We start from the raw sequence: 13055 nt of genomic DNA on the forward strand, positions 1-13055 counted from the left end.
GCCAAGGATAGTGTTTTTACGGTGCTGTCGTTGCTTGTGCCGGTCGCAATCGCATAGATTTAGCGGGCGGTTGGTTCATCAACTATGTGGTGTGTTTTGGCCGTGTGTTATGCATTTATGTCACACCGCTGTCCCCGCATTGAGAGGGAATTTTGCGTGCGCAGGTTCAGGCCGCGCACGCAAAAGCATCTTATAGGATATTTTGACCGGTTTTCGCCCAGTCGGCCATGAACTGCTCAAGACCTTTGTCGGTCAGCGGGTGCGAGGCCAGCTTTTTGATCACCTCTGGTGGGGCAGTCATCACGTCAGACCCGATACGGGCGGCTTCCAGCACGTGGTTAACAGTGCGGATCGACGCTGCCAGAATTTCAGTCTCGAACCCGTAGTTGTCATAAACGACGCGGATGTCTTGGATCAGGTCCATGCCATCGATGTTGATGTCGTCCAGGCGGCCGATGAACGGCGAAATGAACGTCGCGCCAGCTTTGGCGGCGATCAATGCTTGGTTGGCGGAGAAGCACAAGGTGACGTTGACCATTTTGCCTTCGCCCGACAGCACCTTACAGGCCTTGAGGCCATCCCATGTCAGCGGCAGCTTAACGACGATGTTGTCAGCAATCTCTGCCAGCTTACGACCTTCGGCGATCATGTCGTCGGCCTTCAGCGCGACAACCTCGGCGGAAACCGGACCTTCAACCAGATCGCAAATCTCTTTTGTGACTTCCAGAATGTTGCGGCCCGATTTCAGAATCAGCGATGGGTTGGTGGTGACGCCATCGACCATGCCCAGATCGTTGAGTTCTGCAATCGCGTCAATTTCAGCGGTATCTACAAAGAATTTCATAATGCTTCCTTCCGGTTGGAATAGGGGTGTCTAATGGCTATGTCTGTTGGCAATGGCTTTAGCGCATGAACGGCGCTGCTTAAACCCTAATTCCCGCAACCCAAGGCCGGAGCAGTTCGTGGCATCCCCAGAATTCTTTCACCAAGGTGATTTGGTCGCCGTCCTGACGACCCAACCACTGGGCCGAGCGCTGGATTACAAAGCGCCCGAAGGCGGCTGCCATCTGGGCGCTTTCGTCGAGGTGCCGCTGGGCCCGCGCAAGGTGTTGGGGGTGGTCTGGGGCGCTGGGCAGGGCGATTACGACCTGTCGAAAATCCGGTCCGTGATACGTGTGATGGACGCAGCCCCGATGCGCGAGGAACTGCGGCAGTTCCTGAGCAAAGCCGCCGCCTACACGCTGACGCCCATGCCCGCGATGCTACGACTGGCCACGCGCGCGCCGGGGTTGGGGGACCCGCCATCCATGCGCAAGATTTACCGGCGCGGCAAAGCCGAGCCTGACCGGATGACCGATGCGCGGCGTCGGGTGCTGGAAACCTTGGCAGAATATGGCGATCTGTCCTTTACCCTGAAAGAGCTCGCTGAAATGGCGGGGGTGACCTCGTCCGTGATTAAAGGGTTGGTTGCGCAAGATGCCGTCGTTGAACAAGACAGCCCGCGCGATGTCCCGTTCTTGCGGATGGACCCAAGCCTGCCCAGCAAGGAACTGACAAAAGATCAAGCGGATGCGTCGGCATTGCTGGCGCAAGGGGTGCAATCGGGCAAATACGGCACGACCTTGCTGCGCGGTGTGACGGGATCAGGTAAAACCGAAGTGTATCTGGAGGCCGTTGCCGCCGCGTTGAAAGCCGGACGACAAGCGCTGGTGCTGCTGCCCGAGATCGCATTGACCGAACAATTCCTGCACCGCGTGGAGGCGCGTTTTGGCGCAAAGCCTGCGGAATGGCATTCGGGTGCCACCATGACCGAGCGTCGTCGGATCTGGCGCATGGTCGGTCAAGGTCAGGCGCAGGTGGTCATCGGCGCACGTTCCGCGCTGTTCCTGCCGTTTCAGAACTTGGGCCTGATCGTGGTCGATGAAGAGCACGACACGTCCTACAAACAAGAAGAGGGCGTGCTGTATAATGCCCGCGACATGGCAGTGTTGCGCGCGTCGATTTGCGGTGCGCAGGTTGTGTTGGCGTCAGCCACGCCAAGCTTGGAAAGCTGGGCCAATGCCGAGGCAGGGAAATACACCCGGGTTGAGCTGACCTCGCGGTTCGGGCCAGCGGTGATGCCGGAAATGGGCGCGATTGATATGCGCGGCGAAGGGTTGCCAAGCGATAAATGGGTATCACCGACCTTGCGGGCTGAGGTCGATAAACGTCTGGCACGCGGCGAGCAGGCGATGCTGTTTATCAACCGCCGCGGCTATGCGCCGGTCACATTGTGTCGCGCCTGCGGCCACCAGATCGGCTGTGATCACTGCGATGCACGGATGGTTGAACACCGTTTCCTCAAGCGTTTGGTCTGCCATCAATGCGGCGAAAGCAAACCGATGCCGGATGTCTGCCCGTCCTGCGAGGCGGAAGGGAAGCTGGCCGCCGTAGGACCTGGGGTTGAGCGATTGGGCGAAGAGGCCGCCGAATTGTGGCCTGATGCGCGTGTCGCTACGCTAAGCTCGGATATGTACGGATCGGCGCGGGCGCTGAAGGCCGAGATTGCAGGCATCGCGGACGGTGCCGCCGACATCATTATTGGCACACAGTTGGTGGCCAAGGGGCATAACTTTCCGAACCTGACATTGGTGGGGGTGATTGATGCCGATCTTGGGCTGATGGGGTCCGATTTACGCGCGGCCGAGCGTACCTTTCAATTGATGCGGCAGGTTGCTGGGCGGGCAGGGCGTGCAGAGGCACCGGGCGCGGCATTGTTGCAGACCTATCAGCCAGATCATCCCGTAATTCGTGCCATTCTTGCGGGTGAGGAAGAATTGTTCTGGAAGGCCGAAGCGGGCGAGCGGCGTCAGGCCGGTGTCCCGCCCTATGGCCGTATGGCCGGTATCATTCTAAGCGGGCCTGATGTGGCGGCGATTTTCGATGCGGGCAATCAGTTGGCACGCCAGGACGGGCCGTTGCGCGCGGTTGGCGCGCAGGTTTACGGCCCCGCCCCGGCGCCGATTGCGCGGGTACGCGGGCGGCACCGCGTGCGGTTGTTGGTTAAGGCAGACAAGTCGGTGCCGCTGCAAGAGGCGTTGGCAAAATGGGTCGGGCAGCTGCGGCTAAAGGGCGATATGCGGATTGCCGTCGATATTGATCCGCAGAGTTTTTACTGATTCTTTATTGGTTTTGCCTGACCGGCAAAACATCCCTTCGGTGAGGATTTATTTCCATTTGGAATAGGTGTGCACGCGGGGCTTTTGCGGGAAATCTTCTTATTTGACCTCGTCAAGGTTAAGATTGGGGCGTAAAGGGTGAGGTATGACCCAATATGTGACCCTTGAGGATGCCAAGCATCAACCGTTTTGGCGCCGCCCTGTAGCTCTTTTGTTCCTGATGGCCCTGGCCATGCCGATCGCGTTTAATACATGGTCGGCGCTGCTGAATAACTTTGTCATTGAAGTCGCGGATTTTGATGGCTCTGACATCGGTTTGCTGCACACCGTGCGCGAAATTCCAGGATTTCTGGCGGTGGGCGTTATTGCGATTATTATCTTTGTCCGCGAGCAGGTTTTGGGATTGGTGTCGCTTGTGCTGCTTGGGGCGGCCACGGCTGTCACGGCTTGGTTCCCGTCGATGGGTGGAATTTTGACCATCACCATGCTGAGTTCAATCGGGTTTCATTATTATGAGACGGTCAACCAGTCGCTGCAATTACAGTGGCTCAAGATTGAAGACGCGCCGCGTATGATTGGCTGGCTGATGGCGGCAGGATCGGCGGCGACACTGGTGGCCTATCTGGCGATTATGGCGCTGTGGGACACGCTATCGCTGTCCTATAACGTCGTTTACCTGATCGGGGGCAGCGTCACCGTGATGATCGCCCTGTTCGCGTTGCTTGCCTATCCCCAGTTTGAGGCACCGCATCCGCAAGTCAAAAAGATGGTACTGCGCAAGCGCTATTGGCTGTATTATGCGCTGCAATTTATGTCCGGTGCGCGGCGGCAGATATTTGTGGTCTTTGCGGGCTTTATGATGGTTGAGCGGTTCGGCTTTGAGGTCCATGAAATCACAACGCTGTATTTGATCAACTTGGTCGCGAACATGATTTTTGCGCCGCTTTTAGGGCGGGCCGTTGGATATTTCGGCGAGCGCCGCACGCTGGCGATCGAGTATCTTGGGCTGATCATTGTGTTCCTGGCTTATGGCGGTGTGTATTATCTGGGGTGGGGCGTTGTCGTCGCCGCGAGCCTTTATGTGATTGATCACATGTTCTTTGCATTGGCGTTGGCGTTGAAAACCTATTTTCAGAAAATCGCTGATCCCGGTGATATCGCGCCGACTGCGGCGGTGGCTTTCACCATTAACCACATCGCGGCGGTGTTTTTGCCTGTCGGTCTGGGGCTGCTCTGGCTGATCTCGCCCGTTGCGGTGTTTGTTCTTGCGGCCGTAATGGCTGGCATATCTTTGGTGCTATCCTTGATGATCCCGCGCCATCCAGTGCCGGGCCATGAGACAATTTTTTCGCGCCCGCTGCCTGTGGCCGCGCAATAGTCCACCCTTGACCCAACCGGCGTGCCTGTCCTAGGCCGCATCAGCAACTTGCGGAGAGCGTTATGCCCACATTCACAGCCCTGACGACCCTTGAGGGACGCAAACCCGCCTATGCCTTGGGCGAGGCGATGGAACGCTTGATCCCAGAGCCGACAGGCGTTGGGGTGTTCGAGGTCGAAGACGGATCGGGCCTGTGGGAAGTGGGTGGCTATTTTGAGCAGGCCCCGGACCAAACCGCATTGGCGATTCTGGCGGCAACCATGGGGGCAAAGGATTTCGTCGTTTCAGAGCTGCCCGAGACCGACTGGGTGGCGCATGTGCGTCGCGAATTGTCCCCCGTAGAGGCGGGCCGTTTTTTTGTCTATGGCAGCCATGATGCGGATAAGGTGCCTGAAGGCTGCGAGCCATTGCTGATCGAGGCCGCGATGGCGTTCGGCACAGGGCACCATGGCACAACGTTGGGGTGTCTGCGTGTGCTGGATCGCTTGGCAAATGATGGCATGGTCGGGCAAAGCGTTGCTGATATCGGGTGCGGTACGGCGGTGCTGGCGATGGCGGCCGCGCGCATTTGGCCAAACCCCGTATTGGCGAGTGATATTGACGAGGTCGCCGTTGACGTGGCGCGCGCCAATGCGGCTGCAAACGGGTTGAGCGACCGCCTGATTTGCGTGGAGGCAGCTGGCTTTGATCACCCGGAATTGGCCTCGAAAGCGCCGTTCGACCTGATCTTTGCCAATATCCTGAAAGGCCCCCTCGTGGCGTTGGCCCCTGACATGGCAGCGGCGCTGGCACCAAACGGCAAGGCGATTCTGTCTGGCATTTTAAACGAGCAGGCCGATGACGTGATTGAGGTTTATGCACGATCCGGCATCAATCTATTGAATAGAGAGTCCATTGGCGACTGGACGACGCTTACCGTCCAAAAGTTGCCATAATTGAGCATCTTTTTCTGACTTATTTCCTGCAATTTTGTAGAAAAAGCCACTTTTCTGTTGTATTGTCCGGCTTGCTAGAGGTGGGGACCTACAGCAATTTGAGGCGACCATGGTCGATATTAATCAACAATTTGGAACGCGCAAAGATCAATTGGATCGTCAGCGCAAAGCTTTGGCAAACGGCTACTACACCAAGATTCGCAGTGACGGACTTGTTATTGCGCAACCGCGACGCCGCGATAAAATAGCGCCGCTGAAGTACTTCTTGGCGCTGGTGGTTCTGTTTTTCCTCTTCAAGGCATTGGTGCTGGCAACCGCCGGTGAGGGCACCTATCAAAGCCAGCTCAATTCCCTGAGCGATGGCACCGTGGTTGAGCGTGCAGGGGCGTGGTTCTTGCAAGTCGACCCGGTAACGCAGGCGCTGTCAAACAAGGTTGAGCTGGTGCTGAACGATGATATGGCGCGGCTTTAACCACCCGAGTGTGGTTATTTGAGGCATTTGTAATTTGAGTGCTAACGAATGAGCATGGCGGCGTATTGCGTTGAGCCGGTGCGTGGGGCAGAGTTGCTATGCCCTTGGGGTCTGAGGCAATTGATCCTGTATAAATGATCCTACATAGATGATGTCAGAATGGAGTCGGATATGACTATACCTTTGACGTCTGCACCCGTGCTTGAGACGGAACGCCTGATCCTACGTGGGCCCCTACGAAGCGATCTGCCCGAGCTTACCCACTTCATGACCAGTTCACCGAGGATGGAGGCGCAGGGGGAAGCGATTAGCAAAGAACAGGCTTGGTTCGCGTTTTTAACGGGGGTCGGTCACTGGCAATGGCACGGTTTTGGGTTTTTTACTTTAGTTGAACGAGGGCAAAGCCGTCCTATTGGTCGTGTCGGGCTGCTTAAGCACTCAAACTGGCCCAAGGTCGAGCTGGCGTGGCATCTTTTTGAAGGGGCCGAAGGCAGTGGATACGCAACCGAAGCTGGGCAAGCAGTTCGTCGCTGGGCGTATCAAGAACATGGGTTCAATCAATTGGTAAGTTACATTGATCACAAAAACCATCGTTCGCAAGCGGTTGCGAAACGTCTTGGAGCGAAGAGCGATGGCACGCGTGCTGATCACGAACCAGATGCTGAGGTTTGGACTCACCTTCCAGAACCTATTTGAATACGTCGGCATCAAAGCGGCATAAAATTTCGTCCTGAGCTTCTCTACACAAAACTCGAACACCAAAAAATACGCCACGCTACCGTTTGGTAAGCGTGGCTATTTTCTGTCCAGCGGACTGCCCTTGGGGCTTGGGTCTGGCATCGCGCGTTAGCGAACGAAGTGGTTCAGCGCTACATTTTCAATATCGCCACGTGTCAGGCCGATATCGTCCAGTTCACGGTCTGTCAGCGATGACAAAGCGTTGCGTGTGACGCGTGCATCGTTCCAGGCAATAACGCTGGCGATGATGTCGCCCAGGTGGGAGAAAGCGCGGTTGACTGTGGAGGCAGTCGCGTAGTTGTTTGTAGGTGTGTAGAACATAGACATTGTCGTCATCCTTGAATTTCAAAAGCCGATTTGTGCATCGTTGTGCTGCGCAATTAGGCAATTTGAAAACGTCGGACAACACCCAGACTTGCATGAGTGATCTGCGTTTTCTGCATGGCAGCATAAATCATAAAATTCCAATAAAATATGGCTATTTTGGCGCGTCTCGCGGTGACGGGTCCAGCGTGCCGTGTGTCGTTTTTGTACCGTTTTTGGCGTAAGCGCGGCCAATTGTGGCATTTTCGGGGCTGGCGCGAAAATCCTTGGTAGATGTTCGCGTTTTGTGCTAGCTCTCAAAATAAGTAAAAACTGAGGTAAATTGGCACATGATACGGGTAATTGGCATTGATCCGGGGCTGCGCAACATGGGGTGGGGCGTCATTGATGTTGCTGGCAGCCGTATAAGTCATGTCGCAAATGGTGTTTGCGTGTCGGAAGGGGCCGATCTTGGGTCACGGCTGTTGTCACTGCATGGCCAGCTTACCAGAATTATGGCCTCCTACCGCCCACAGTCCGCTGCTGTTGAACAGACATTTGTCAACAAGGACGGTGCCGGAACGCTTAAACTGGGGCAGGCGCGAGGGATAGCGATGCTTGTGCCAGCACAGGCCGGGCTGTCGGTCGGAGAATACGCGCCGAACACGGTTAAGAAAACTGTGGTGGGTGTAGGGCACGCAGATAAGGGGCAGGTGCTGCATATGGTGCGTATGCAACTGCCGGGCATTGAAATCGCCGGACCGGATGCCGCTGATGCGCTGGCCATTGCGATTTGCCACGCCCATCACGGCGGGGCCAGCACGCTGGCGCAAGCGGTGGCGAGGGCCAGCGCATGATTGGCAAGATCACAGGCCGCATTGACTACCGCGCCTCCGACCATGTGCTGATTGATGTGCGCGGCGTTGGGTACTTGGTGTATTGCTCGGAACGCACATTAGCCGCGCTCCCCGGTGTCGGAGAGGCCGTTGCCTTGTTCACCGATCTGGTTGTTCGCGAAGATCTGATGCAACTGTTCGGCTTTCAGACCCTGGTGGAAAAAGAATGGCACCGTTTGCTGACATCTGTCCAAGGGGTCGGGGCCAAAGCGTCATTGGCGATCTTGGGCACCCTTGGCCCTGATGGTGTCAGCCGCGCGATTGCGCTTGGCGACTGGAATGCCGTCAAAGCCGCCAAAGGGGTTGGCCCGAAAATCGCACAACGGGTGGTTCTGGACCTCAAGGATAAAGCGCCGGGCGTTATGGCAATGACGGGCACGCTGGCCGAAGCCCATGGCGAGGTCGAAGCGGCCCAAGTGATCGAGCCATCCGCACCGCAATCCCGGGCAGCCCCCGCGTCGAACCAATCCGCGCAGGCAGAGGCGCTGTCGGCGCTTGCCAATTTGGGCTATGGCCCCGGCGATGCGGCTGGTGCCGTGGCGCAAGCCGCAGGTGAGAACCCCGAGGCGCAAACACCGGTATTGATCCGTGCGGCGTTGAAACTTCTTGCGCCCAAAGGGTAGAGTGGGGCCATTGGCACCCGACCGCCCCAAAGTTTTGGAAACTGAATGATCGATAGCGACCCCACCTTGCGGCCCGACCCGCTGCCAGAGGATTTTGACCGTGCGCTGCGACCGCAGATGCTGGATGAATTCGTGGGCCAAGCCGAGGCGCGGTCGAACCTCAAGGTGTTCATTCAATCGGCCAAGCAACGCGAAGAGGCGATGGACCATACGTTGTTTCATGGCCCCCCCGGTTTGGGCAAGACGACCTTGGCGCAGATTATGGCGCGCGAATTGGGGGTGGGGTTTCGCATGACCTCTGGGCCGGTACTGGCCAAGGCTGGCGATCTGGCTGCGATATTGACCAACCTCGAGGCACGCGATGTGCTGTTTATCGATGAAATCCACCGTCTGAACCCGGCGGTCGAAGAAGTGCTGTATCCCGCGCTTGAAGACTTCGAGCTGGATTTGGTCATTGGCGAGGGTCCTGCCGCACGCACCGTGCGGATTGAATTGCAGCCCTTTACGCTTGTAGGGGCCACGACGCGCATGGGTCTGTTGACCACGCCGCTACGCGACCGCTTTGGCATTCCGACACGGCTGGAATTTTATACCGAAGACGAGCTGTTCATCATCGTGGACCGCAATGCCCGCAAGCTGGGTGCACCCGCAGATGAAGGGGGCGCGCGCGAGATCGCAAAACGTGCCCGCGGCACGCCGCGGATTGCAGGGCGTCTGTTGCGGCGCGTCGTTGATTTCGCAGTGGTCGAAGGAAATGGTCGCGTGACACGGGAGTTGGCCGACATGGCGCTGACGCGGCTGGGCGTAGACCGGTTGGGGCTGGACAGTGCCGACCGCCGCTATCTGCGGCTGATCGCCGAGAATTACCAAGGCGGGCCGGTTGGCATTGAGACAATGTCGGCTGCCTTGTCGGAATCGCGCGATGCACTGGAAGAGGTGATCGAGCCGTTTTTGCTACAGCAGGGACTGATCCAACGTACACCACGCGGGCGGATGCTGGCGCAAAAGGCTTGGACCCATTTGGGGATGGCCCCGCCAAAACCACGCGCAGACCTGTTTGGCTGACGTAGCGCAGCCTTCGGCGAGGATTTTAGACCATTTGGAAGACCTGATGACACCACAAGATATCGAGAACCTGTTCACACGCGACAGCGGCGACTTTGTGTTTGCGCGGTGGGGGCGGCCTGTGTCCCCGGTTGTGTTCGGGGTGGATGACGCGACCCTATCCGTTATCAAAGGCGCGCTAGAGGCCGTTTGCGTGCTGTCCGGTCACAAGATTGCTGAGACTGATCCTGAATTGGGCAGCAATCTGATGATGTTCTTTTTCAAGGAATGGGATGAATTGCCGGACGTGCCCGGATTGGACCGGCTGGTGCCAGATTTGAAGCCTTTGGTCGAGAAGCTGAAAGACGTCGATGCCAATCAGTACCGCTTGTTCCGGTTTGACGAGGATGGCGCGATCAAGGCGTGCTTTGTCTTCCTGCGCATGGACAAGCACCTAAGTGCCACCCCTGCGCAGACCTTGGCGTTAAGCCAGATTGTGCAGTCCTTTTTGTTGTGGTCCGACGCGGCATTCAAAGACCAGTCCCCCTTGGCTGTGGCAGAAGGCACCACGATCCTGCGCCCTGATGTTGCAGCACTTTTGCGGGCGGCTTATGATCCTGTGTTGCCATCTGTTGCGCAAGATACCTCCCACGCGCTGCGTCTTTTCGCGAGGTTAAACAAACCGCAATGACCCATATTCTGCCCATTCGCGTTTATTATGAAGATACCGATATGGCGGGCATCGTCTATTACGCGAATTATCTGCGGTATATTGAACGTGGGCGCAGCGATTGGGTGCGCGAGATCGGGATCGACCAGCTTGCGATGAAGGCGGATGGCGTGGTTTTTGCCGTGCGCAGGGTCGAGGCCGATTATATCGCCTCGGCAGTTTTCGATGATCTGCTGGAGGTCCGTACATGGGCGACATCCATCGGGCCTGCGCGTATGGAAATGGCTCAAGAGGTCTGGCGCGATGAGACGCTATTGTTTCGTGCCGCCGTCACGATTGTCTGCATCGCGGCCAGCGGAAAACCCTGCAGATTGCCAGCGAAACTCCGCTCACTGCCGCTGTGACACGCGGATTGGTGCCATAATCCTAGCAATCGACATTGCACTCGGCTAAGCTTGTGCCAAATAGCGCCTTGGAAAACAGGGCCGTTGAGGCGGAACAGCCCCGAAAGGGGCCCTAAGTAAAGAGCAGAACCGATGGAAGCAGAAACGCTGGCGGCGGCGAGCGAGATTGATTTCTCGCTCTTGGGGTTATTCCTGCGCGCGACATTCACCGTGAAACTAGTCATGATCAGCTTGCTGGTCGCGTCATTCTGGTCATGGTCAATCATTGTTCAGAAAATCATGCAGTACCGCAGATTCCGGGCCGAAGCGGATGCCTTTGATCGGGCGTTTTGGTCGGGTGAACCTTTGGACGGGCTATACGATACAATCGGGCCTGATCCTGACGGGGCAGCTGAAAAGATTTTTGCCGCAGGGATGACGGAGTGGCGCAGGTCTCATCGTGATGATGGTGACCTGATTCCCGGTGCCACGGCGCGCATTGACCGGTCGATGGATGTGGCAATCGCGAAAGAGGCGGAGAAGCTGCAAAAGGGTCTGCCTGTCCTCGCGACCGTCGGATCGACGGCACCGTTTGTCGGCCTCTTTGGTACCGTTTTCGGTATTATGAATTCGTTTATCGAAATCGCATCGCAGCAAAATACCAGCCTTGTAGTTGTGGCCCCCGGTATTGCCGAAGCGCTGCTGGCGACGGGCATTGGCCTGCTGGCCGCGATCCCCGCGGTTATTTTCTATAACAAGCTAAGTGCGGATTCTGACCGTATTTTGGGCGGCTACGAAGCATTTGCCGATGAATTCGCAACCATTCTAAGCCGTCAGTTGGATAGCTGACCGATGGGCGCAGGTATCGCAAAAAAAACAGGTAGCGGCGGGCGCGGGCGGCGTCGCGGTCGTGCGCAACCGATGGCCGAGATCAACATCACGCCCTTCGTGGACGTTATGCTGGTGCTGCTGATCATCTTTATGGTCGCGGCCCCGCTGTTGACGGTGGGTGTGCCGGTTGAGTTGCCGAAAACGGCGGCGACGGCTTTGCCCTCGGATCAAGAGGAACCGTTAACCATTACGCTTTTGGCGGATGGGTCGGTGCAAATTCAAAAGACGCCAACAGAACGCGGTGATCTGGTCGCCAAGCTGCGCGCGATTGCGACAGAGCGGGCAAGCGACCGGGTCTTCCTGCGGGCGGATGGGACTGTTTCCTACGCCATGGTCATGGAAGTGATGGGTGCGCTGAACGCTGGCGGTTTTTCGAACATTGGTTTGGTGACTGAAACCGGTGGCCCAAAGCTGGACGGCGTTGGGACGTCGGGCGGTTAACCATGCACACGGGGCATTACATTTCTGGTGTAGGGCATGTTGGGCTGATTGCCTTCTTGCTGTTTGGTGGCCTTTTCAGGCCGAACCCAGAACCATTTGAGATGCAAGAAGTGTCTGTGCTGTCTGCAGCCGAGTTTGATGCTTTGGTGGCGGCATCGCAATCGTCTGAAGAAGTGACCGAAGTCACGCAACCTGAAGCCCCCCAAGCACCAACCGAGACGCCTGCGGTCGCAGCGGAACCTGAAATTCAGGAACCGGCACCAGCTGAGCCAGCCGCGCCGGAGCCTGAGCCCGAAGTGGTAGAGCCGACACCGCCGCCACCTGCGGCTGAGGTCAGCGAAACCGCGCCCGAACTACCTGAGCCCCCAGCCGAGGTCGCCGTTCTGGCCCCCGAGGTCGCACCCGTTGCTGTGCCCCGTCCGGTGGACCGTGTGGCACCTGAAGCGGTTGAACAGCCAGACCCAGAGGCCCGCCCCGACGTGGTCGAGCAGGAGGCCGCAACGCCTGATGCACCTGCCGAGAGAGTCGTGGAAGAAGCGCAAGAGGCTACAGCACCCGAAGAAGCAACGACCGAGATTGTTACCGAGGCTGCCGAAGCACCAAAGGCCGCGCCCGATCAATCACCCCGCCCGCCTGCGCGCCGTCCAACACCACCTGCACCACAGGTGGCCGAACCTGTTGCAACACCCAAACCGGCGCAGCCTGCTGTCGATCAAGATGCTGTCGCAGCGGCCTTGGCCGAGGCGATGGGCGGCGAGGAAACGCCAGCGCCAGTGGCGGCACCTTCTGGTCCGCCTTTGTCGAGCGGTGAAAAGGAATCCCTGCGCCTAGCGGTTTCTGCCTGCTGGAACGTCGGCTCGCTGTCGTCGGAGGCACTGCGCACTACCGTCATTGTTAGCGTTCAGATGAACCAAGACGGCACGCCGCAGAACAATAGTATTACGATGACAGGCAGTTCTGGTGGAATTCCCGCTGCGGCTGGTCAGGCGTTCGAGGCGGCCAGACGGGCAATTATCCGCTGCGGATCGCGTGGATATCAGCTTCCTGTAGATAAATTTGACCAATGGCAGAATATTGAGATGACCTTTAATCCTGAAAGGATGCGCATCAAATGATTTTACGA

General features: G+C 57.5%; 15 protein-coding genes. 13 read left to right on the forward strand and 2 right to left on the reverse strand.

Features of this window, described 5'->3' with window-relative positions; all coding sequences use genetic code 11:
- Window positions 1-190: 190 nt before the first annotated feature.
- Window positions 191-844: a fructose-6-phosphate aldolase gene (fsa, locus tag BM347_RS12630; protein ID WP_093916831.1), complete on the reverse strand. Its 654-nt coding sequence runs from the start codon at window positions 842-844 to the stop codon at window positions 191-193.
- Window positions 845-962: 118 nt separating this feature from the next.
- Here fsa and BM347_RS12635 point away from each other — a divergent pair, with 118 nt between their 5' ends.
- The 5 genes from BM347_RS12635 (at window position 963) to BM347_RS12655 (ending at window position 6639) form a co-directional block, all read left to right on the forward strand.
- Window positions 963-3158 (forward strand): primosomal protein N', encoded by a 2196-nt coding sequence (locus BM347_RS12635; protein ID WP_093916832.1) that lies wholly within the window; start codon window positions 963-965, stop codon window positions 3156-3158.
- A gap of 145 nt (window positions 3159-3303) precedes the next feature.
- Window positions 3304-4536, forward strand: a complete 1233-nt coding sequence (locus BM347_RS12640) for an MFS transporter (RefSeq protein WP_093916833.1) — start codon at window positions 3304-3306, stop codon at window positions 4534-4536.
- A 62-nt stretch (window positions 4537-4598) separates the two neighbouring features.
- The gene (locus BM347_RS12645; RefSeq protein ID WP_093916834.1) at window positions 4599-5471 is read left to right on the forward strand and encodes a 50S ribosomal protein L11 methyltransferase; all 873 of its coding nucleotides are present in this window, start codon (window positions 4599-4601) and stop codon (window positions 5469-5471) included.
- A 109-nt stretch (window positions 5472-5580) separates the two neighbouring features.
- Window positions 5581-5943: a hypothetical protein gene (locus BM347_RS12650; protein ID WP_093916835.1), complete on the forward strand. Its 363-nt coding sequence runs from the start codon at window positions 5581-5583 to the stop codon at window positions 5941-5943.
- Window positions 5944-6114: 171 nt separating this feature from the next.
- Complete coding sequence (locus BM347_RS12655) at window positions 6115-6639, forward strand: GNAT family N-acetyltransferase (protein WP_093917070.1); 525 nt, start codon at window positions 6115-6117, stop codon at window positions 6637-6639.
- A 150-nt stretch (window positions 6640-6789) separates the two neighbouring features.
- Here the strand turns inward: BM347_RS12655 and BM347_RS12660 are convergent, their stop codons facing one another.
- Window positions 6790-7008 (reverse strand): DUF1127 domain-containing protein, encoded by a 219-nt coding sequence (locus tag BM347_RS12660; protein WP_093916836.1) that lies wholly within the window; start codon window positions 7006-7008, stop codon window positions 6790-6792.
- A gap of 326 nt (window positions 7009-7334) precedes the next feature.
- Between BM347_RS12660 and ruvC the strand changes: the two genes are divergently transcribed.
- From ruvC to BM347_RS12700, 8 genes are all read left to right on the forward strand, one after another.
- Window positions 7335-7841 carry a crossover junction endodeoxyribonuclease RuvC gene (gene ruvC / locus BM347_RS12665; protein WP_093916837.1) on the forward strand — a complete coding sequence of 169 codons (507 nt, stop codon included), beginning with the start codon at window positions 7335-7337 and terminating at the stop codon, window positions 7839-7841.
- The gene (ruvA, locus tag BM347_RS12670) at window positions 7838-8503 is read left to right on the forward strand and encodes a Holliday junction branch migration protein RuvA (RefSeq protein WP_093916838.1); all 666 of its coding nucleotides are present in this window, start codon (window positions 7838-7840) and stop codon (window positions 8501-8503) included. The genes ruvC and ruvA overlap by 4 nt, the downstream gene beginning before the upstream one ends.
- Window positions 8504-8548: 45 nt before the next feature.
- Window positions 8549-9568, forward strand: coding sequence for a Holliday junction branch migration DNA helicase RuvB (gene ruvB, locus BM347_RS12675; protein WP_093916839.1), 1020 nt, complete (start codon window positions 8549-8551; stop codon window positions 9566-9568).
- 46 nt (window positions 9569-9614) lie between these two features.
- Entirely contained in the window at window positions 9615-10238 is a 624-nt protein-coding gene (locus tag BM347_RS12680) for a hypothetical protein (RefSeq protein ID WP_175498565.1), read from the forward strand.
- Window positions 10235-10621, forward strand: a complete 387-nt coding sequence (gene ybgC / locus BM347_RS12685; protein ID WP_093916840.1) for a tol-pal system-associated acyl-CoA thioesterase — start codon at window positions 10235-10237, stop codon at window positions 10619-10621. The genes BM347_RS12680 and ybgC overlap by 4 nt, the downstream gene beginning before the upstream one ends.
- Before the next feature lie 132 nt (window positions 10622-10753).
- Window positions 10754-11449, forward strand: a complete 696-nt coding sequence (gene tolQ, locus BM347_RS12690) for a protein TolQ (RefSeq protein WP_093916841.1) — start codon at window positions 10754-10756, stop codon at window positions 11447-11449.
- Between the two features lie 3 nt (window positions 11450-11452).
- On the forward strand, window positions 11453-11932 hold the full coding sequence (gene tolR / locus BM347_RS12695) for a protein TolR (protein ID WP_093916842.1): 480 nt from the start codon (window positions 11453-11455) through the stop codon (window positions 11930-11932).
- A 2-nt stretch (window positions 11933-11934) separates the two neighbouring features.
- Window positions 11935-13047, forward strand: a complete 1113-nt coding sequence (locus tag BM347_RS12700) for an energy transducer TonB (protein ID WP_093916843.1) — start codon at window positions 11935-11937, stop codon at window positions 13045-13047.
- Window positions 13048-13055 lie beyond the last annotated feature (8 nt).

Origin of the sequence: Sulfitobacter marinus, from assembly GCF_900116285.1 — a bacterium.
Taxonomy (GTDB): Bacteria; Pseudomonadota; Alphaproteobacteria; order Rhodobacterales; family Rhodobacteraceae; genus Sulfitobacter; species Sulfitobacter marinus.

Coding starts and splice junctions, on each gene's coding strand:
- fsa (WP_093916831.1), bottom strand. CDS start 844: ATGAAATTCTTTGTAGATACCGCTGAAATTGACGCGATTGCAGAACTC.
- BM347_RS12640 (WP_093916833.1), top strand. CDS start 3,304: ATGACCCAATATGTGACCCTTGAGGATGCCAAGCATCAACCGTTTTGG.
- BM347_RS12645 (WP_093916834.1), top strand. CDS start 4,599: ATGCCCACATTCACAGCCCTGACGACCCTTGAGGGACGCAAACCCGCC.
- BM347_RS12650 (WP_093916835.1), top strand. CDS start 5,581: ATGGTCGATATTAATCAACAATTTGGAACGCGCAAAGATCAATTGGAT.
- BM347_RS12655 (WP_093917070.1), top strand. CDS start 6,115: ATGACTATACCTTTGACGTCTGCACCCGTGCTTGAGACGGAACGCCTG.
- BM347_RS12660 (WP_093916836.1), bottom strand. CDS start 7,008: ATGTCTATGTTCTACACACCTACAAACAACTACGCGACTGCCTCCACA.
- ruvC (WP_093916837.1), top strand. CDS start 7,335: ATGATACGGGTAATTGGCATTGATCCGGGGCTGCGCAACATGGGGTGG.
- ruvA (WP_093916838.1), top strand. CDS start 7,838: ATGATTGGCAAGATCACAGGCCGCATTGACTACCGCGCCTCCGACCAT.
- ruvB (WP_093916839.1), top strand. CDS start 8,549: ATGATCGATAGCGACCCCACCTTGCGGCCCGACCCGCTGCCAGAGGAT.
- BM347_RS12680 (WP_175498565.1), top strand. CDS start 9,615: ATGACACCACAAGATATCGAGAACCTGTTCACACGCGACAGCGGCGAC.
- ybgC (WP_093916840.1), top strand. CDS start 10,235: ATGACCCATATTCTGCCCATTCGCGTTTATTATGAAGATACCGATATG.
- tolQ (WP_093916841.1), top strand. CDS start 10,754: ATGGAAGCAGAAACGCTGGCGGCGGCGAGCGAGATTGATTTCTCGCTC.
- tolR (WP_093916842.1), top strand. CDS start 11,453: ATGGGCGCAGGTATCGCAAAAAAAACAGGTAGCGGCGGGCGCGGGCGG.
- BM347_RS12700 (WP_093916843.1), top strand. CDS start 11,935: ATGCACACGGGGCATTACATTTCTGGTGTAGGGCATGTTGGGCTGATT.